This window comes from uncultured Polaribacter sp. (assembly GCF_947501385.1).
GTDB lineage: Bacteria > Bacteroidota > Bacteroidia > Flavobacteriales > Flavobacteriaceae > Polaribacter.
Map to the genome: position 1 here is coordinate 1 of NZ_CANMVP010000016.1, position 20,565 is coordinate 20,565.

Genomic DNA, 20,565 nt, shown 5'->3' on the forward strand with positions numbered 1-20,565 from the left:
CTTTTTTAAAATTCAACTTTTTAAGCAAGTATTGAAAATCAAAAAAATAAACTGAAAAATGAGTAAAAAGAAAATCGCCTAAAAATTACTTTTTAGACGACCTCTTTCTTGTTTAATGGTATTACTTTTGAAAAAATAAAAATCAACTTTACATTTTAAATCATATATGCGACTATATATAAAATTACTTTTTATAGGTATTCTAGTTTCTTGCTCATCCGCAAAACAAACTTCAAAAGATGATGGAAAAATAGCATTTACCTTTTTACAAATTAATGATGTCTACGAAATTGCACCCATTCAAGGAGGAGCGTTTGGCGGAATGGCAAGAGTAGAAACCGTGCACCAAGATTTGTTAAAAGAAAATAAAAACACCTTATTCTTTATGGCGGGCGATTTTCTAAATCCGTCTTTATTAGGAACTTTAAAAGTAGATGGAGAACGCGTTCGTGGAAGACAAATGGTAGAAGTAATGAATGCGATGAATTTCGATTTGGTTGCTTTTGGAAATCATGAGTTTGATGTATCACAAGAGGATCTTCAAAAAAGACTAAATGAAAGTACCTTTCCATGGATTTCTGCCAATATAAAACTAAAAACAGACAATGGAGCCATTCCTTTTTATAAAGAAATAAACGGAGAAAAACAGGACGTACATACTACTTTTATTAAAGAAATAGAAGATGAAGACGGAACAAAGATAAAAGTGGGTTTTATTAGTGTTTGCATTCCATCAAATCCAAAAGAGTATGTAGCATATTCAAATATGTTTGTCAAAGCAAGAACCTCTTATGCTGCTTTAAAAGACAAAGTAGATGTAGTCTTTGGTTTAACACATGTAAAAATTGCGAACGATAAAAGAATCGCGAAGTTACTTCCTAATTTGCCTTTAATCATGGGAGGTCATGAGCATACCAATAGCAATAATTTTGTAGGGAATGTTCAGATTTCTAAAGCTGATGCAAATGCGAAAACGGCCTATATTCATCGAATTTCTTATCATAAAAAAACAAAAGAGACCACTGTAAAATCAGAACTAAAAGAAATCAACGCCTCCATAGCATCAGATGAAAAGGTTGAAAAAATCGTAAATAAATGGCAAGATATTTTAAATACAAGAATTAAGGATGTGATTAAAAATCCTTCTGAAATTATTTACAATGCAAAAATTCCTTTAGATGGCAGAGACACACCTACAAGAAGCAAGCAAACCAATTTAGGTCAAGTCATTACCAAAGCGATGGCTTTTGCATATGATAATGAATTAGATGCAGCGATTGTAAATGGCGGTTCCATAAGAATTGATGATCAATTAATTGGGAATATAACACCTGTAGATATTTTTAGAGTCTTGCCTTATGGTGGTGCTATTTTAAAAGTTGAAATTAAAGGCAGACTGTTAAAACGTGTTTTAGATTATGGCCTTTTAGCAAAAGGAACAGGTGCTTATTTACATCGTTTTAATATTGATAAAGTAGGAGACAAGTGGATGATTAAAAAGATAGCATTAGATACTAATAAAATCTATACAATTGCTTTTTCAGATTACTTGTTAAAAGGTTTTGACATTCCTTTTTTATCTGACAAAAATCAAGAAGTACTATCCATTTATCAACCAAAAGAAAACGAATTAGCAATTGATATTAGAAAAGCTGTGGTTGCTTATTTAAAATTGGAAACAAAAAAAAGTGCTAATAAATAGCACTTTTTTTGAGTTATTTTTATAAAGAATTTTTAGAATCTAAATTCCATTCCACCATATATTCCAAAAGGATGTCCTGGTCTTAAACCAGCAGGTACTCTAGAAACTGCATAGGTGTTATCCAACAAGTTAATTACGTTTGCAGTAAGATTTAATTGTTTGGTTACATAGTATTTACCAGACAAATCAACAATAAAATTAGAAGCAACTTTTTCATTATTTGGTATCGTACCACTCCCTGCTAAAGTTCTAAATTCACCATTATATCTTGCATTTAAATTGAATTCAAATTTAGAGTGCTCTAAAGAGAAAGCAGCATTCAATTGGTGCTTTGGTATGTATGGCAACTCATCTCCAGCAGTTACAGTTCCCCATAAACTATCTGAACTCCCAAAGCTATTTAGAAACTCTGTATTTGTAAAAGTATATCCAAAAGAAATAGGTAACGAGAATTCAGTTCCTTTTTTTGCTAAATTATAATTTAACAATACTTCAATTCCGTTTACTTTTACTTCCCCGGCATTAAACTGATCTAAAGAACCGGTTCCACCAGTAGCAGCCAAATCGCTTCCTAAAAGATTCGAATAATCGTTATAGAAACCTACAAACTCTCCTTTAAGTTTTCCAAGGTTGAAACGAGTTCCTAATTCGTAATTGATGCTTTCTTCTGGTTTTTCATCCTCTTGATTTCCAGGAGGAGAAAATCCTTTATGAACACCTCCAAAAAGAGAAAAATCATTATTGAATTTATAATTCGCACCCATTCCTGGTATAAAAACGTCTACTGAATTTTTTCTACTTGCTAAATCAACGCCAGTTCTAGTCACATCATTTTTACCAAAATCGTCTCTTTCTAAAATAATATTTTCATAACGAACTCCAGGAGTAAACGTCCAGTTGTTGTATTTTAATCTATAGGTAATATAAGAAGCAATGGCTTTTGCACTGCTAACCCTATTTGCATCGGTTCCAGGAACTCCATTAGTTGTAATGTCTAATATTCCACTATCTGAAATACTGTATTTATCTACCCACTGAAATCTGTCTTCTTCATCATAATGATATCTTAAACCAACCTCAATATCATGAAAAGCATCTCCTTGATACCAGTGATAATCTAATTTTGTTTGAATTCCCTGAGAATAATAGGCTCTATTATTTGCTTTCACGCCAATGGCATCTGCTGAAGAGTTTACACTTCCATTTACAATATTAAAGTGGTTAGAAAATGCATTCGGATCTTCTAAAACATTCGCAATAGATTGTTTGTCGCCATTAAAAGTAATGTCATTTAACTTGTACCAATTTCTTGCAAAGTTATTCTGATATCCAGTAGTTGTGATTCTAAAGTTTTTAGATAAATCTAAATGATGTGTGATCATATATTGCGTATGATCTGTAGTCATATTATCATTATTAGAAGAAGCATACCTAGCAAATGGATTTGCGTTAAAATCTTCTTCAGACAGCCCTAAATAGGTTTCGTTTCCATCTTCATCTGCATATTGAAATTTGAATTCTAACGATTGTTTTACAGTTGCATTCGGAAATAAATTTACTTTAAATTTTGCCACAACATCATTCTTATTAAAACCTGTGTTTTTTCCACTTGGCAAGGTTTTAAATCCATCAGAACCATAATTTAGGTATTCTACCATATAGCCGAATGTGTTATTTCCTCCACCAATTTTAGCATGCAATTGGCTGGAATTAAAACTACCATAACTGGCTCTAACTTGTCCTCCAAATTCAGTAGGTATTTGCGTAGAAATCATATTGATAGCACCACCTGTTGTAAAGGGGCCGTATTGTACTTGACTACTTCCTTTTAAAACTTCTACCGCTTCCATTCTTGCAATTGTAGGGAAGTAGTAAGCAGAAGAAGCACTGTAAGGTGCAGGAGCAATTAAAACACCATCTTCCATCAAAGTAATTTTAGAACTTCTTTCTGGCGAGGTTCCTCTCAAACTAATATTAGGTCTTAAACCAAAACCATCTTCTTCATACATGGTAACTCCAGGAACGGTTCTTAACGCTCTATTGATATCTGTAAAACCAAACTTTTGTAACTCTTTTGGCGATAGATAATATGCAGAACCTGTTCTGTGTTTCGCCACATATTTATTTCCGAAAATTACATTTGTAGAAATAATGATTTCGTCTAGTTTTTGTATAGAGTCTAATTGGCCTTTAAATACTTTTTTCTCTTTCTTTTGTGCTGCTAAAGTAGCTGTTAATAAGATACTTAATAGAAATATGTTAAGCTTCATTTTATTTAGATTAATTATAAATAGTTGTTTTTTCGAGTGCAAATATACGACCCAACAATACATATACAAAGTTTATTTAGATTAAATATAAATAATAAATATAGTTTACTTTTAATCAATGTTTTAAGTTTAAAATTTTAACATATTAACTTTTTTTTATGATTTTAGAAATAAACAATGATCCCAAATAAATATCCTGATATTCAATAATATATTGTAAATTTGCTCGCAATTATACCTTAATTGCAACATGACAGCACACGACAACAAAATTTTAGGAGAAGGTTTAACATACGATGATGTTTTATTAGTTCCTGCCTTTTCAGAAGTTCTTCCTAGAGAAGTAAGTATTCAAACAAAATTTACTAGAAATATAACCATCAATGTTCCTATTGCGTCTGCAGCGATGGATACGGTTACAGAATCTGCTTTGGCTATTGCGATTGCTAGAGAAGGTGGTATTGGTGTTTTGCATAAAAACATGACGATTGAGCAACAAGCGCAAGAAGTAAGAAAAGTGAAACGTGCAGAAAGCGGAATGATTTTAGACCCTGTTACGTTGCCCTTAACGGCGAAAGTATCAGATGCCAAAGCAAATATGAAAGAACATGGTATTGGCGGAATTCCGATTATAGACGACAATGGCATCTTAAAAGGAATTGTTACCAATAGAGACTTACGTTTCGAGCATGATCATGAAAGATCTATTGTAGATGTGATGACGAGCGAAAACTTGGTGACTGCTGCTGTTGGAACTTCTTTAAACGACGCAGAAAAAATTCTTCAAAATTATAAAATAGAAAAACTTTTAATTGTTGATGATGCGTATAAATTAAAAGGGTTAATCACGTTTAGAGACATTACAAAAGTGACTCAAAAGCCCATTGCAAACAAAGATACTTTTGGAAGATTAAGAGTGGCTGCTGCTTTAGGAGTTACTAGTGATGCCGTAGAAAGAGCAGAAGCTTTGGTAAATGCAGGTGTAGATGCGGTGATTATAGATACAGCTCACGGACACACAAAAGGGGTGGTTACTGTTTTAAAACAAGTAAAAGAAAGATTTCCAGATTTAGAGGTAGTGGTAGGTAATATTGCCACTGCTGCAGCTGCAAAATATTTGGTAGCAGCGGGTGCAGATGCTGTAAAAGTAGGTATTGGTCCTGGTTCTATTTGTACTACAAGAATTGTGGCAGGTGTAGGTTTTCCTCAATTTTCTGCTGTTCTAGAAGTTGCTGCGGCAATCAAAGGAAGTGGAGTTCCTGTAATTGCAGATGGCGGAATTCGTTATACAGGAGATATCCCGAAAGCAATTGCTGCGGGTGCAGATGCTGTAATGCTGGGTTCTTTATTAGCAGGAACCAAAGAATCTCCTGGAGAAACCATTATTTATGAAGGAAGAAAATTCAAATCTTACAGAGGTATGGGGTCTGTGGAAGCGATGAAGCAAGGTTCTAAAGATCGTTATTTTCAAGATGTAGAAGCAGATATTAAAAAATTAGTTCCTGAAGGAATTGTGGGGAGAGTTCCTTACAAAGGAGACTTAGATGAAAGTATTCATCAATTTATTGGTGGCTTACGCGCAGGAATGGGTTATTGTGGCGCAAAAGACATTGAAACCTTAAAGGAAACGGGACAATTTGTAAGAATTACAGCAAGCGGCATCAATGAAAGTCATCCGCATGATGTGGCTATTACCAAAGAAGCACCCAATTATAGTAGAAGGTAAAAGAACTTATTTATAAAATTGAAAAGCTCAGGAATTTAATCGAAAAGAATTCCTCGAGGGGCTAGCCTCGGGGTTTCCGTTGAAATTGTCATTCCCGTGAAAACGGGAATCTAAATATAATCCCGAATGTTGTCGGGATGGTTTTTGACCTTTTTAGGTCAAAGCTTGTGCCCGGCTTGACTAGGTATGAAACCAGCTAAATACCTCTATGGTTCTGCATCGAGGATAGTTGGGTTCAAAAAATTATTTATTTTCAGAAACAAGTTACATCACAATATCATTCTTCCAAAGATAGGGTTCAGGAATGTTTGTATCGTCAATTAATTGGCGAATATCTATCTCGATACTTCTACTTAAATCTGTAATTGGTACATCATTGGGCCCGCCTTCAAACGGGTTTTCTGTGTTTTCACCAATCTTTTCCATGGTATGAAAAACCCAAGCCAACAAAGTACTAAAAGGAATAGAAAACCAGACGAAATTTTGCGCAATTGCTTCTTGAATTCGATGACCTAAATGGGTTCTAGAAGTATGCAAAGCCAAATCTTCAACAATATGTTTGCCAATGCTTTCAAAACCTTCCATAATCCCAAAAGGCAATAGGATGATAAAAATCCATACAAAAATATAGTTTAAAGTTGCGTATTGTCTCGGATACGGAAAGTTTTTGATACGCTCAGATTTGCCTTGCAGTGTATACAGTTCTTTTAGCACATTCATCATTTCTACATGCCTGAAATTTTCTATAAGTCCGCTATGCATTAAACCCTTTAACTTTCTAGATTGTATGCCTAAAAGTTGCGAAGGTTTGTTGCCTTTTAAAAGAATTTCATCCAATTCACTTTTAGATATATAGGGTTGAATGGCTTCTTTAAAATCAACAATGTCTTCACAGACGATATAATGATTTCTTCTATATTCAGAATTTTGTTTGTCATTTTTCAAATATGTTTCCCAAGGCTTATCACTTCTTAATTGATATCGTAAAGCCGTTAACCACGCAACATGTCTGTGCACCAGCTGTTTTTTAATGAGGTCTAATTCTGGCTCTTTAAATTCATTTTTAGTATGGTTTACATCTATATAATCTTTTATCATAATGGTCCAAGTTCTAGAAGTATTTACAATACCTCCCCAAATTTTACGTGCTTCCCAAAGCCGATCATAGGAAGCATTATTTTTAAAACTGACAATAAAAGAAATGGCGGTTCCTAAAACACCCAAGGGCAACCACGGCACATGAAGCCATTTTAAACCCACAATATCAAATAGAAAAACAGGGGTGGTTGCAATAAGTATAAACAAAAAAATATCTCTTCTTGTCCATTTTAGCATCCCTTTAATTGGAAATATTCTTTTTATATACATATATCTTAAATGAGTGTTAAAGTCCAAATATAACATTTTTGAATTCATATATTTGTACATAACCAAACCTGAATTTAGATGAAAAAAATCATTGTACTTTTCTTATTCGTATCCTTTTCAATTACTGCTCAAAAAGTAGATTTATCTTATTACTTACCAACGGATGTTAGTTACAACCAAAACATACCAACGCCAAAATCTGTACTTGGGCATGAAGTAGGCGAGTGGCATGTAACGCACGACAAGTTGGTGGAATATATGAAAGTGTTAGCCGCGGCTTCAGACAGAATTTCTATTGAGAATAGAGGAAAAACTTTTGAAGACAGACCTTTGTTATTATTAACAATTACGGCTCCTACAAATCATCAAAATTTAGCAACAATTAGAAAAAATCATATCAATGCTACAGATACTAATTCAGATGTTTCTAACAATCCAATAGTTGTATACCAAGGTTTTTCTATTCATGGCAATGAACCCAGCGGTTCGAATGCTGCTTTGGCAGTTGCCTATTATTTAGCAGCTGCAGAAGGTGCTGAAGTTGATGATTTATTAAAGAATACCGTTATTTTATTTGATCCTTCTTTTAATCCTGATGGCTTGCAACGTTTTGCATACTGGGCAAACACAAATAGAAGTAAAAACATCAATCCAGACCCTAACGATAGAGAATATACTGAGATTTGGCCAAGAGGAAGAACCAATCATTATCAGTTTGATATGAACCGTGATTGGTTGCCGGTGCAATTGCCAGAAAGTCGCGTAAGAATTGAGACTTTTCATAAATGGTTGCCTAATATTTTAACAGACCATCATGAAATGGGAAGCAACTCTAGTTTCTTTTTTCAACCTGGAATTCCGAGCAGAACAAATCCGCTAACACCACAAATGAATCAGGATTTGACCAAAGAAATAGGTACTTACCATGCGAAAGCGTTAGATAAAATAGGTTCTCTATATTATTCTGAAGAAAGTTTTGATGATTTTTACTACGGAAAAGGATCAACATTTCCAGATATCAACGGAAGTATCGGAATCTTATTCGAACAAGGAAGTTCTAGAGGACATGCACAAGAAACTGTCAATGGAATCTTAACCTTTCCTTTTACGATTAGAAACCAATTTACTGCCGCTTTATCAACTTTAGAAGCTGCAAGAAAAATGAGAACCAAGATTTTACAATATCAACAAGACTTTTACAAAGCATCTAGAAGTACAGGTTCTAATAAAGCGATTGTTTTTGGCGATGAAAAAGATGCAGCAAAGAGTTACCATTTGGCAGAAGTTTTAAAAAGACACCAAATTAAAATTCACGAAGTAAAAGATGATTTTACACAAAACGGTAAAAACTTTAAAAAAGGCTACAGTTATGTAGTTCCTATGAATCAGAAAAATCAACGTTTGGTAAAATCAATGTTTGATGTTCGAAAAACGTTTAAAGACAGTTTGTTTTATGATGTTTCTGCATGGACGTTTCACCATGCATTTGGTGTAGATTATGCTGAAAATATTTCACTTTCTAAAGCAGGGAATGAAATTTCTGAGTTAAAAATGAACACAGGAACTGTTTCTAGCAAAAGTGATTACGGGTATTTAATGCCTTGGAATGAATATTACACACCAAAAGCTTTACACACCATTCTACAAAAAGGCTTGCGTGTAAAAGTGTCCATGAAAAACTTTAACAATGGTGGCGTTTCTTATGATTATGGAACCATTTTTATTCCTGTTCAAAATCAAAAAATGAACACTGCTGAATTGTATCAATTTTTAAATACAATTGCCACAGAAAGTCATGTTGCTATCAACGGAGTTACCACAGGATTGAATGATGGAATCGACTTAGGAAGTAATAATTTTAGACCCATTACAAAACCTAAAGTTGCCATGTTGGTGGGTAACGGAATTGCAGGAAACGATTCTGGAGAAATTTGGCATTTGTTAGATCAGCGTTTTGACATGCCTGTAACGCGATTAGATATGAGCTATTTTTCAAGAATAGATCTGAGCAAATATACAGCCATTGTAGTTCCTAGTAGTTCTATTGACAAAGTAGCTCAAGAAAAATTAAGAACTTGGGTTACAAATGGCGGAACGCTAATTGGTTATAAAAATACAGCCAGATGGTTGGCGAGTGGTAAATTTATCAGTTTAGCCTTTGACAAGGTAAAAACAGATACCATTAAAGAAATTACTTTTGAAAATAGGTCCTTAAAATCTGGCGCACAAGTTATTGGAGGCGCCATTTTTGAAGCAAATATTGATAGATCTCATCCTATAAATTTCGGATATAAAAACGATAGAATAGCCTTATTTAGAAATTCTACAATGTTTATAAAAGCTGATAAACGCAGTTATAATAATCCTATTCAGTATACTTCAAACCCTTTATTGAGTGGCTATATTTCAAAAGAAAACGCTAAACTGATTAAAAATACAGTTCCATTTAAAACCCAAAGATTAGGTAGAGGTAAAGTCATCGTTTTTACGGATAATACCAATTTTAGAGCTTTTTGGTACGGCACAAATAAGTTATTAATGAATGCTATTTTCTTTGGAGACAAAATGTAGACTTTTTGAAAGGAGAGAAAATAGATGAAAGAGAAAAGACAAATGACTGTAGATTTGATTAATAAAACCACTAAGGATTTGAAATCCATAATTTTGACAAAAGAATGGTTTGTCATTTCGAGACCCGAGAAAAATTTTTATCAAGCGGTTGGAATGACGTAATGTCTCCTCGAGCATTACTGAAATGAAAATATCTTTTGCTTCTCGGCAATGCTCAACCAGACATATATTAATAATTTGTAAAACAGTAACTTACAAGCTACGTCAATGGTAGCATTGCCAAAATCAAAATGTATTTTGATGGAAGGTAGCCTTTTTATCCCCTTTGTCCTACGGACATTTCCCCGAAGGGGAAAGTTGAGCTGTCGTCAACCATTGTGTATCCAGATGTAATTTTCGTTTTAAAGTCTATATGATTACTTCGAGGAATTTTCTGAAGTTTTGTGACTTTGTCATTTTACAACTATTATTTGTAACAAAATTCATTTAAACTCGTCTTAATTATATACCAACCAACTATATATTATGAGCTTTTTTAGAGTTTTATTTGCTATTATTTTTCCACCATTATCTGTGATAGACAAAGGTTGTGGTTCTTTCTTTATTATTTTTTTACTCACACTTTGTGGCTGGATTCCTGGCGTTATTGGTGCTTTGGTAATTTTAAATAATCCTAAAAATTAATTAAGCAATTTGTTCTTAATAGTAGTTTCAAAGTTTTTAGTTTCCTACTGCCTACTGCCTACTTAGCGAACCTGCTCTCCATTTTTAACGGCTTTAGAAGCTTTTAGTAAAACAACATTTCCATCAATATTGTAAACACCAATAACCAAAACTTCACTCATAAAATTAGCGATTTGTCTTGGTTTAAAGTTTACAATTGCAGAAACTTGCTTATTCAGTAGCGCTTCTTTTGAATATAAATTGGTGATTTGTGCACTCGATTTTTTAATACCTAAATCGCCAAAATCAATGGTTAATTGATATGCTGGTTTTCTTGCTTTCTCAAAATCGTTGACTTCCACAATTGTTCCTATTCGAATATCTACTTTTAAAAAGTCTTCGAAAGTTATTTCTTTTTTCATCTTATATTTTGTCGGTTTGAGTAGTTTTTTGTTGCAATGTAACAGAAATAAAAAATGTATCTAGAACTTTTTTTTTCTATTTTCAAAGCAAGACAGGTATTTAAAACATTTATTTACTTTTCTTACCTAATTTTTGAATTACCCAAAGTGGGCCGATTAATAAAAACGGTAAATCTTTCGCAAAAGAAGGTTTTTTACCTTCTACTTTATGTCCCCAAAACTGACCCATCCAAGCCAAAACAAAAATTATAAAAGACGCATATAATAAGTTTACATTTTTACTCAACCAGAAATTTAAAACAATACAAAGTAAGAGTACAAAAAGCATTTCTACAAAATACCAAAAACCCAAACGCAAGTAAAATAATGAAATAAGAACACCCATAACGGCAGCCCAATTTTCTAACAAAGGATTGTATAGATGAAACGTATTTTCTAAAAAAGTAGTGGGTATGCTCATTAACAACCCAATTACACTAAAAAAGATGATGGGAACACAGATATAATGTATCAGTTGATTGGTTTCATTTTGATGGCTTATCGCATATTCATCAAACCATTCTTGAGCAGTTTTCATATTAGTATCATTAGATTTTAAAGATAGGAGTATTTTGGTAAAAAGTAAGATTTGGTTTAGAAAAAAAATCACCAAATGGTTATAATGAAGTAAATTAGTCTGTAAACATGTCTGTTCGAGACCCGAGAAAAAAAAATTTATCAAGCGGTTGGAATGACGTAATGTCTCCTCGAGCATTACTGAAATGAAAATACATTTTCATTGAAAGTAGCTAGCGAAGCTATCGAGAGGTTTTAATGAGGTCTCGACTGCGCTCGACCAGACATATATTAATAATTTGTAAAACAGCAACTTACAAGCTACGTCAATGGTAGCGGAGTCTATAACTGTTAAGTATTTCAAAATCAAATAATTAAATAATCGCGTCAATGGTAGCTTTCTAAAACAGAAATCCATTCTTCAATATTCTTTTTAGAAATATTTTTAGGAATTGTTGTTTTTCCAATAGGGTATTTTAATGGTTCTAACATGCTTATTCTTTATCAATCTTTTTCATCATTCTTAAAGAGCTTCTATTTTCAGGATTTATAGCCAATGCTTTTTTATAATTTTCTATAGATTTTGCTGTATCTTTTATTTTAAGATATGCATCCCCTAAACTATCAAAAGTATTCGAACTTTTAGGATACAAAACCGTATTAATTTTAAAAATCTCAATCGCTTTTTCATATTCTTTATCTCTTAAAAATGAATATCCGATGTCGTTAACTCTACGTTCTCTCACTTCAGGACTTAAAGCATCTTTTCTTTGAATTTCTAAAAAAGCAGCTAAGGTTTTATCATATTCTTTTGCTTCAAAGTATTCATTTGGTGTTTTTTCATCAGCATTCATTTTTTTAAAATGATATGTGATTCCTTCGTGTTCTGTCTTTGGTGCCAATTCAATATGAATTTCTGGTTGACTCACAAACATTATTTTTTCATTCAGTTCTTTCATATAAAAAGAACTATCATTCACTTTCAAGGGATGTATATCATCTTTGCCTCGCCATTTTATAAATAATTCTTTTTCTTTAAAATAGACTTCTAAAACTTCATTTGCATTAAATAAATAACGTCCTGTTGTGTTTGCAATAAAATCTTCGGAATTTTTTGGGGAAGTACAACTAAGGCACAGTACAAATAAAAATAGAGGGAAAAGATACTTTTTCATGATGAGTTGGTGATTTGATACTGTATTTTAGACGCCTAATGTATATGTTTTGTTACACTTTTTAACAGGAAATGAAACTATTTTCTGAAATTTCAGCCTTACTGTTATACTTCTGATATAAAAGCTACCTTTATTTTTGAAGCGAATAACAGTCGGAATTAGAATTTAAAGTTTGATAGTCATTGTAGACTTATTGAAAAAAAGTGTTTCGAAAATCTATCTTAATATGTTCTCCATTTTTTTACCTTTTGCCAATTCATCAACCAACTTGTCTAAATATCTAACTTGTTTTGTTAATTGGTTTTCAATATCTTCAATTCGATAACCACAAATAACTCCTTTAATTAAATGAGCATTAGGGTTTAATTTTGCCTCCTGAAAGAATCTTTTAAAGGTAACTTTATCTTCAATAAGTTTCTGTAATTTACTTTCGTTAAAACCAGTTAACCATTCTATTACTTGAAGCAATTCTGTTTCAGTTCTATTTTTCTGAATCACTTTTGTTACATAATGTGGAAAAACTGAAGCAAAGGTCATCACTGCAATTCGTTCATTATGTTTAGCTGTTGTTTTCATTATTTATTGTTTTACATCATAAATATATTAAAAATTAATGATACAGATATCAGTTAAAAAGAAACAGAAAAGGACTAGGCATCGTATCTTTAAACAAACTAAAATTCTGTTTATCAGTAAGATAAAGATATGTTTAACAGTTGAATATAATTTTAGAAACAGATATAAGTCCTTAAAACACCATGAAAAGGCTATTTTTGGTAGCTGACACAGGAAATTAGTTCAATAAAGATAAAACAACAATGGCAAAAACATTATTTGACAAAGTATGGGACTCACATGTAGTTCGTAGTGTAAAAGACGGACCAGATGTGTTTTTTATAGATCGTCATTTTATTCACGAGGTTACCAGTCCAGTTGCATTTCTAGGAATAGAAAGCAGAGGAAACACGGTAGTGTACCCAGAACGTACCTTTGCAACTGCAGATCATAATACGCCAACCATTAATCAGCATTTACCCGTAGCAGATCCTTTGTCTGCAAATCAGTTAAACGCGTTAGAGAACAATGCTAAAAAGCACGGAATTTCTCATTGGGGTTTAGGTGATAAAAACAACGGAATCGTACATGTTGTTGGACCAGAAAACGGAATTACATTGCCAGGAGCAACTATTGTTTGTGGAGATTCACATACATCTACACATGGTGCATTTGGTGCAATTGCCTTTGGTATTGGTACTTCGGAAGTAGAAATGGTACTGTCTACACAATGTATCATGCAACCAAAACCTAAAAGTTTACGAATTAATGTAAATGGTACATTAGGTTTGGGAGTTACTCCAAAAGATGTGGCTCTTTATATCATTTCTAAACTATCTACTTCTGGCGCTACAGGCTACTTTGCAGAATATGCAGGCAATGTTTTTACAGAGATGTCTATGGAAGGCAGAATGACGGTGTGTAATTTGTCTATTGAAATGGGCGCAAGAGGAGGAATGATTGCACCTGACGAAAAAACTTACGAATATTTAAAAGGACGTTCTCAAACTCCGAAAGGAGCGGCTTGGGACAAAGCCATGAAGTATTGGGAAACTTTATATACAGAAGAGGATGCAGCATTTGATGCAGAAATTAATTTTGATGCGGCAGCTATAGAACCTATGATTACCTATGGTACAAACCCAGGAATGGGAATGGGCGTAACACAATCAATCCCTACAGCTGCAAACGCAGAAGGAGGCGCAGCTACTTATAAAAAATCTTTAGGATATATGTCTTTCAATGAAGGTGAAGCTATGATAGGCAAACCTATTGATTTTGTGTTTTTAGGTTCTTGTACAAACGGAAGAATAGAAGATTTTAGAGCCTTTTGTTCTATTGTAGCTGGAAGGCAAAAAGCAGACAATGTTACTGCGTGGTTGGTGCCAGGTTCACACAAAGTAGTAGATCAAATCAAAGCAGAAGGATTAGATAAAATAATTGAATCCGCAGGTTTTGTATTAAGAGAGCCTGGTTGCTCTGCTTGTTTGGCAATGAATGACGATAAAATTCCAGCAGGGAAATTATCAGTTTCAACATCTAATAGAAATTTTGAAGGAAGACAAGGTCCAGGATCTAGAACGTTATTAGCAAGTCCTTTAGTGGCTGCAGCTTCTGCAGTGGAAGGCGTTGTTACAGATCCACGTACGCTTTTAGCGAGTTAAAATACCCATTGTCCTTCGGACATTTCCCCAAAGGGGAAAAAGTGGAAGTTTTACTAAAAACAGTCTAAATAGAATAAAATTAATAAAGTTGAATAGTTTGTCAAAGTCAAAACTTTGAATATTTAATATTGAACTTTTAACCTATAAAAATCAATAATTACTGCCAACTGAATACTGGCATACTGAATACTTAAAACATGGCTTACGATAAATTTAATGTAGTAACAAGCACAGCATATCCATTACCAATAGAGAATGTAGATACAGATCAGATAATTCCTGCACGTTTCCTAAAAGCAACCGCGCGTGTAGATTTTGATAAGAACTTTTTTCGTGATTGGAGATACCATCCAGATGGAACACCAAAGGCAGATTTTCCTTTAAATAAAGAAGTATATAAAGGTTCTAAAATTCTAGTGGGTGGTAGAAACTTTGGTTCTGGTTCTTCTAGAGAGCATGCAGCTTGGTCTGTATATGATTTCGGATTGCGTTGTGTAATTTCATCGGCTTTTGCAGATATTTTTAAAGGAAACTGTTTAAATGTAGGTGTTTTACCTGTGCAGGTTACTGGGGTGTTTGCGGACAAGTTGTTGGATGCAATTATGGCAGATCCAAAAACAGAAATCAAGGTAGATTTACCCAATCAGACTGTAACGCTTGTTGCTACTGGAGAATCGCAACCTTTTGACATCAATTCTTACAAGAAAGACAATATGTTAAACGGTTTTGATGATATTGATTATTTAAAAAACATCGAAAACGAAATTGCTGCATTTGCTGAAACAAGACCATTTTAATAAGATTTAGTTTAGAATAAGTTTTTTTCTGTTCATCACAAAGATTTAAACGGTATTAAAATACCAGTTTGTAATATTTTTTATGATATGCTAATGGAATAAAAAAAAAGTAAAAAAGCTAAACAGTAATTATTGTTTAGCTTTTTTAAAATCAACTCTTTAGGAATTGATATCGCTTATTAGCCTTTTAAAATATTGTAATATTCAAAACTTTTTTACCAAGGTAATCATCTGCATTGTCAGATAAAAAAGTAAAAGTAGCGTTATCATATTGGTATAATTGTAAAGTGGTTCCATCCGATTTATAAATTGGTTCTCCGTATTTCTCAACAACTTCGTCCATTAGTAACCCTGTAGCACTATTAAAACTACTTAACCCGTCAATTTGATAAGGATATATTTCTCCATTATAATTAACATCATCTATATTTCTTAACCAATTCTCACCATACAAGGTAATTGTATAAAAATGTTCTGTTAATGGATTATAATTAAAAACAAAACCTTTAGAAAAGTAGTACCAACGTTCACGATCTTCTATTCTTGTTTCAGTTACTGTATTTCCTGCATCATCTATACTTTCTGAAGTTATCGTTACTTGATATTCTTCTAACAATTCAGGCTCTCCGTGTAACGCAATAAGTTTTTTGTTAAAATCAAAATTAAGCTGAACCCCTTCTACAGTATTAAAATCGGTAGTACCATGCTCATAAAAAAACATTCTTCGGTATCCAATGAATTCATTCCCACTAGCATCAACTACAGTAATTATTATTAATTGTTCACCAGCTTCAGGAGATGAAATGGTATAATTAAAATCGTCAATTTTAATAAGAGAAATGACATCTCTATCAATACTTACAGACGGATTTGTTGTCTCATCTGCCAATGTAACCTGAATATCTGAATAATTTCCAGCTTCAATAACAAGGTTAGCTTCATCACTAGTAAACTTGTAATTATTATCTACGTTAAAAGCTGTAAATTCATTTTCTATATTACTTACATAAGTCTCGTATTCATTCTCAAAGCAAGAAGTGCATAAAAAGGTTAAGAATAATACAAATAGTGAATAGTTTATTGTTTTCATTTTAAGTTTTTTAAATTTAAAGTAAAACTACTTTTTAAATGAAAAAGTAGTATTCTGTATTCAATCAAATTTTTGCTTATTTGTTGCATTTGCTATAAAACAATCATTTTACAGTATTTTGAAGTGTTTTTATAATTATTATAATGATAATAAAAGTAATATAATAGCTTTCCGAGTATTCTTGAATTACGTTACGATGGGGGTGTTACGAGTCAAGAATTAAATAATATTTTGTACTGTATGTTGAATAATAAAGTCATGTTATTTATTAAAATGAGAAAATGATAGTGCTAATTTTAAAAAGTTTTTATGGGAAAGTAATACTTAAATGTAAAAGGCTTTTTTTATCTTTGGTAACTGTAATTTTTAAGAGTTTTTTAGAAGATGATACATCTATAAATCAATAATTTTTTTTTAGAAAGCGTTTTTATATGATGAATAAAAGAAAAATAGAAATAATGGATACCACACTGCGTGATGGTGAGCAAACATCAGGCGTGTCGTTTTCAGTTTCAGAAAAATTAACCCTTGCAAAATTATTACTCGAAGAATTAAAGGTAGATCGTTTAGAGATAGCGTCTGCAAGAGTTTCTGAAGGTGAGTTAAAAGCAGTTAAAAAAATTACTTCTTGGGCATCTGAAAACAATTTTTTAGAAAAAATAGAGGTGTTAACTTTTGTTGATGGTGGAAAATCGATTGACTGGATGCTCGATTCTGGTGCAAAAGTTCAGAATTTATTAACCAAAGGATCTTTAAATCACTTAACGCATCAGCTTAAGAAAACGCCTGCTCAACATTTTTCTGATATCAAAGCTACTATTGAATTAGCAGCGAAAAATAATTTGAAAACCAATGTATATTTAGAAGATTGGTCTAACGGAATGCGAAATTCTAAAGCCTATGTTTTTGAATATTTAGATTTTTTGATTACTCAAAAGATAGAACGTGTTTTATTACCTGATACGTTAGGTATTTTAACTCCAACTGAAACGTTTCAATTTATTAATGAAGTCCGGCAAAGATATCCAAATACGCATATTGATTTTCACGGTCATAATGATTATGATTTGGGGGTTGCCAATGTGATGGAAGCTGTAAAAGCAGGTGCAAACGGATTGCATTTAACCATCAACGGAATGGGAGAACGTGCAGGAAATGCACCCATGGCAAGCGTAATTGCAGTCATTCATGATTTTTTAAAGAATGTTGAAGTGACTGTAAATGAAACGGCTTTGAATAAAGTGAGTAAATTGGTAGAAACTTTTTCTGGCTTTAGAATCCCTGTAAATAAACCTGTTGTAGGTGCAAATGTATTTACGCAAACAGCTGGAATTCATGCAGATGGAGACAATAAGAACAATCTCTATTTTAATGATTTAATGCCAGAACGCTTTGGTAGAAAACGTAAATATGCATTAGGAAAAACATCAGGAAAAGCCAATATTCAAAAGAACTTACATGATTTAGGCATCAGCTTAAATGATGAAGAACTAAAAAAAGTTACCCAAAGAATTATTGAGTTAGGAGATAAAAAAGAAGTGGTTTCTCAAGATGATTTACCATATATCATCTCAGACGTTTTAGATAGTGATACTATTGAAAAACGCGTGATTGTAGAAAACTATGTGTTAGGACACGCAAGAGGAATGAAACCCTCTACAACTTTACAGTTAAAGGTGGAAGGAATTCAATACGAAGCACATGCGCAAGGAGACGGACAATTTGATGCATTCATGAATGCTTTAAAAAAATTATACAAAACACACAGCAAAAAAGAATTGCCAAGTTTAATCGATTATGCTGTTAGAATTCCTCCAGGAAGCCATTCGGATGCCTTATGTGAAACCATCATCACTTGGAAAAGAGATAAACACGAATTTATAACACGTGGTTTAGATTCAGATCAAACAGTGTCTGCTATTAAGGCTACAGAGAAAATGTTGAATATTATTTAGTTGGCAGTTTTTCAGTTGGCAGTTGGCAGTCGCAGTTTTTAGTGAGCGAGTTCGTGGTTAAAAGTTAATAGATTAAACCCGTTGTGCATTTTGATAAATTCTGTCAATTCGAGTGAATTTCACGATTGAAATAAGTGAAATTTGTATCGAGAATAAGAATTTTCGTTTCTAAACTAGTTCTCGATACGATTTTTTTATCAAAAAATCACTCGAACTGACATTTTGGAATACATTTAACTCAAAATGCACAACGGGTAGATTAAATTAAATGTAAAATGTCTGATCGAGCGCAGTCGAGATCTAAAGATGAGTTCTCGACTGCGCTCGAACGTACATAGTAACACAAATAAATAATAGAATGAAATTAAATATCGCATTATTAGCAGGAGACGGAATTGGACCAGAAGTCATAGATCAAGCCGTAAAAGTATCGGATGCTATTGCAAAGAAATTCAACCATGAAATTAACTGGAGACCTGCTTTAACAGGTGCAGCAGCAATTGATGCTGTTGGAGAACCGTATCCTGATAAAACACATGAAATTTGCGCGTCTTCAGATGCGGTGTTGTTTGGTGCTATTGGGCATCCACGTTTTGATAATGATCCTTCTGCGAAGGTTCGTCCAGAACAAGGCTTGTTAAAAATGCGTAAAAAATTGGGTTTATTTGCCAATGTAAGACCCACTTTTACATTTCCATCTTTGTTAGATAAATCACCATTGAAAAGAGAACGAATTGAAGGAACGGATCTGGTTTTTTTACGTGAATTGACTGGTGGAATTTATTTTGGAGAAAAGGGGCGGAGAGATGATGGAGAAACAGCTTTTGACAATTGTGTGTATACAAGAGCAGAGGTAATTCGTTTGGCAAAAAAGGGTTTTGAATTGGCAATGACACGTTCTAAAAAACTGTGTTGTGTAGATAAAGCAAATGTTTTAGAAACATCAAGACTATGGAGAGAAACTGTACAAGCTATGGAAAAAGACTATCCAGAAGTAACCGTTTCTTACGAGTTTGTAGATGCCGTGGCCATGCGTTTGGTGCAGTGGCCAAATAGTTATGATGTGTTGATTACCGAAAACTTATTCGGAGATATTTTAACCGACGAAGCATCTGTAATTTCTGGTTCTATGGGATTGATGCCAAGTGCTTCTTTAGGAGCTAATATTGGTTTGTTTGAACCCATTCATGGTTCGTATCCACAAGCAACAGGATTAAATATAGCAAACCCAATGGCAACTGTTTTATCTGCCGCAATGCTATTTGAAAATTTTGGTTTAGCCGAAGAAGGAAAAGCAATTAGAGACGCTGTAAACAATGCTTTAGACAAAGGAATTGTGACTGAAGATTTAGCGGACAAAGGAAAAGCTTACGGAACAAAAGAAGTAGGAGACTGGTTGGCGGAGAATATCTAAAAATCGTTAATTAAATTATTTTGAAAAAGCACTCTATAACTCAGCGTGCTTTTATATTTTTCGGAAACGCTTGGTATATAAAAAATAGTGTAAAAAAACATTACTTACAACATTAAACAAGCATCAAACTATAAATTGGTGATATATAAATAAGCTCTATACTTTGATTGAGAGCTTATAACTATATTACATCTTACTTCTTTGTTATTTCTTCGCGAGTTGATAATTATTGACTAAAACAGACGCTGAAATTTGAAGAATTCGTTCCAACTCTCGTATCATATCAACGGTTAATTTTTTCTTTCGGTTTAGGATTTCGGATACACGACTTTTACCACCTATTATTCTAATCAAATCCTTTTGTTGCATATTTAATTCTTCCATCCTGATCTTTATCGCTTCGATTGGGTCAGGTGACGCAATCGGGTAATGTTCGTTTTCATAATTCTCAATGAGTAACGAAAGTATTTCCGCTTCGTCACCCTCTTTCGTGTCGATTTTCGCATCGAAAATAACTTCTAAACGCTCAAGTGAATTTCGATAATCTTTATCAGATTTAATAGGCTTTAATTCCATTGTGTTCATTTTAAATTGTGTCTGTATTTATTTTGTCATATTCAGCGTGTGTGCCAGTAAAA

The 20,565-nt window shown here is 33.0% G+C and carries 16 protein-coding genes; 8 read left to right on the forward strand and 8 right to left on the reverse strand.

What is annotated here, in order from left to right; genetic code table 11:
* Positions 1–166 precede the first annotated feature (166 nt).
* Complete coding sequence (locus tag Q0998_RS11315) at positions 167–1,702, forward strand: bifunctional metallophosphatase/5'-nucleotidase (RefSeq protein WP_299670077.1); 1,536 nt, start codon at positions 167–169, stop codon at positions 1,700–1,702.
* 32 nt (positions 1,703–1,734) lie between these two features.
* On the opposite strand, the gene Q0998_RS11320 is transcribed toward Q0998_RS11315, so the two are convergent.
* Complete coding sequence (locus Q0998_RS11320; RefSeq protein WP_299670078.1) at positions 1,735–3,972, reverse strand: TonB-dependent receptor; 2,238 nt, start codon at positions 3,970–3,972, stop codon at positions 1,735–1,737.
* A 250-nt stretch (positions 3,973–4,222) separates the two neighbouring features.
* Between Q0998_RS11320 and guaB the strand changes: the two genes are divergently transcribed.
* Positions 4,223–5,698: an IMP dehydrogenase gene (gene guaB / locus Q0998_RS11325; RefSeq protein WP_299670079.1), complete on the forward strand. Its 1,476-nt coding sequence runs from the start codon at positions 4,223–4,225 to the stop codon at positions 5,696–5,698.
* Positions 5,699–5,962: 264 nt separating this feature from the next.
* Here the strand turns inward: guaB and Q0998_RS11330 are convergent, their stop codons facing one another.
* Positions 5,963–7,093 carry a bestrophin family protein gene (locus Q0998_RS11330; RefSeq protein WP_299670080.1) on the reverse strand — a complete coding sequence of 377 codons (1,131 nt, stop codon included), beginning with the start codon at positions 7,091–7,093 and terminating at the stop codon, positions 5,963–5,965.
* Positions 7,094–7,144: 51 nt separating this feature from the next.
* On the opposite strand from Q0998_RS11330, the gene Q0998_RS11335 reads away from it, so the two are divergent.
* A complete protein-coding gene (locus Q0998_RS11335; RefSeq protein ID WP_299670081.1) occupies positions 7,145–9,637 on the forward strand; it encodes a M14 family metallopeptidase in 2,493 nt (830 codons plus the stop codon).
* Positions 9,638–10,162: 525 nt separating this feature from the next.
* Positions 10,163–10,321 (forward strand): YqaE/Pmp3 family membrane protein, encoded by a 159-nt coding sequence (locus tag Q0998_RS11340; protein WP_076686390.1) that lies wholly within the window; start codon positions 10,163–10,165, stop codon positions 10,319–10,321.
* A 62-nt stretch (positions 10,322–10,383) separates the two neighbouring features.
* Here Q0998_RS11340 and Q0998_RS11345 read toward each other — a convergent pair whose 3' ends face one another.
* The 4 genes from Q0998_RS11345 to Q0998_RS11360 form a co-directional block, all read right to left on the reverse strand.
* Complete coding sequence (locus Q0998_RS11345) at positions 10,384–10,722, reverse strand: tRNA-binding protein (RefSeq protein WP_299670082.1); 339 nt, start codon at positions 10,720–10,722, stop codon at positions 10,384–10,386.
* Positions 10,723–10,831: 109 nt separating this feature from the next.
* Positions 10,832–11,299: an Mpo1-like protein gene (locus Q0998_RS11350; protein ID WP_299670083.1), complete on the reverse strand. Its 468-nt coding sequence runs from the start codon at positions 11,297–11,299 to the stop codon at positions 10,832–10,834.
* 472 nt (positions 11,300–11,771) lie between these two features.
* A complete protein-coding gene (locus Q0998_RS11355) occupies positions 11,772–12,452 on the reverse strand; it encodes a tetratricopeptide repeat protein (protein ID WP_299670084.1) in 681 nt (226 codons plus the stop codon).
* Positions 12,453–12,668: 216 nt separating this feature from the next.
* Complete coding sequence (locus Q0998_RS11360) at positions 12,669–13,028, reverse strand: DUF2200 domain-containing protein (protein ID WP_299670085.1); 360 nt, start codon at positions 13,026–13,028, stop codon at positions 12,669–12,671.
* A gap of 242 nt (positions 13,029–13,270) precedes the next feature.
* On the opposite strand from Q0998_RS11360, the gene leuC reads away from it, so the two are divergent.
* Together leuC and leuD are read left to right on the forward strand one after the other, a co-directional pair.
* A complete protein-coding gene (gene leuC, locus Q0998_RS11365; protein WP_299670086.1) occupies positions 13,271–14,671 on the forward strand; it encodes a 3-isopropylmalate dehydratase large subunit in 1,401 nt (466 codons plus the stop codon).
* 197 nt (positions 14,672–14,868) lie between these two features.
* On the forward strand, positions 14,869–15,468 hold the full coding sequence (leuD, locus tag Q0998_RS11370) for a 3-isopropylmalate dehydratase small subunit (RefSeq protein WP_299670087.1): 600 nt from the start codon (positions 14,869–14,871) through the stop codon (positions 15,466–15,468).
* A gap of 187 nt (positions 15,469–15,655) precedes the next feature.
* Here the strand turns inward: leuD and Q0998_RS11375 are convergent, their stop codons facing one another.
* Positions 15,656–16,558, reverse strand: coding sequence for a hypothetical protein (locus Q0998_RS11375; RefSeq protein WP_299670088.1), 903 nt, complete (start codon positions 16,556–16,558; stop codon positions 15,656–15,658).
* Positions 16,559–16,992: 434 nt separating this feature from the next.
* Between Q0998_RS11375 and Q0998_RS11380 the strand changes: the two genes are divergently transcribed.
* Together Q0998_RS11380 and leuB are read left to right on the forward strand one after the other, a co-directional pair.
* The gene (locus Q0998_RS11380; protein WP_299670177.1) at positions 16,993–18,513 is read left to right on the forward strand and encodes an alpha-isopropylmalate synthase regulatory domain-containing protein; all 1,521 of its coding nucleotides are present in this window, start codon (positions 16,993–16,995) and stop codon (positions 18,511–18,513) included.
* Between the two features lie 358 nt (positions 18,514–18,871).
* A complete protein-coding gene (gene leuB, locus Q0998_RS11385) occupies positions 18,872–19,927 on the forward strand; it encodes a 3-isopropylmalate dehydrogenase (RefSeq protein WP_299670089.1) in 1,056 nt (351 codons plus the stop codon).
* 204 nt (positions 19,928–20,131) lie between these two features.
* Here the strand turns inward: leuB and Q0998_RS11390 are convergent, their stop codons facing one another.
* The gene (locus Q0998_RS11390) at positions 20,132–20,503 is read right to left on the reverse strand and encodes a helix-turn-helix domain-containing protein (protein ID WP_299670090.1); all 372 of its coding nucleotides are present in this window, start codon (positions 20,501–20,503) and stop codon (positions 20,132–20,134) included.
* Positions 20,504–20,565: the final 62 nt, after the last annotated feature.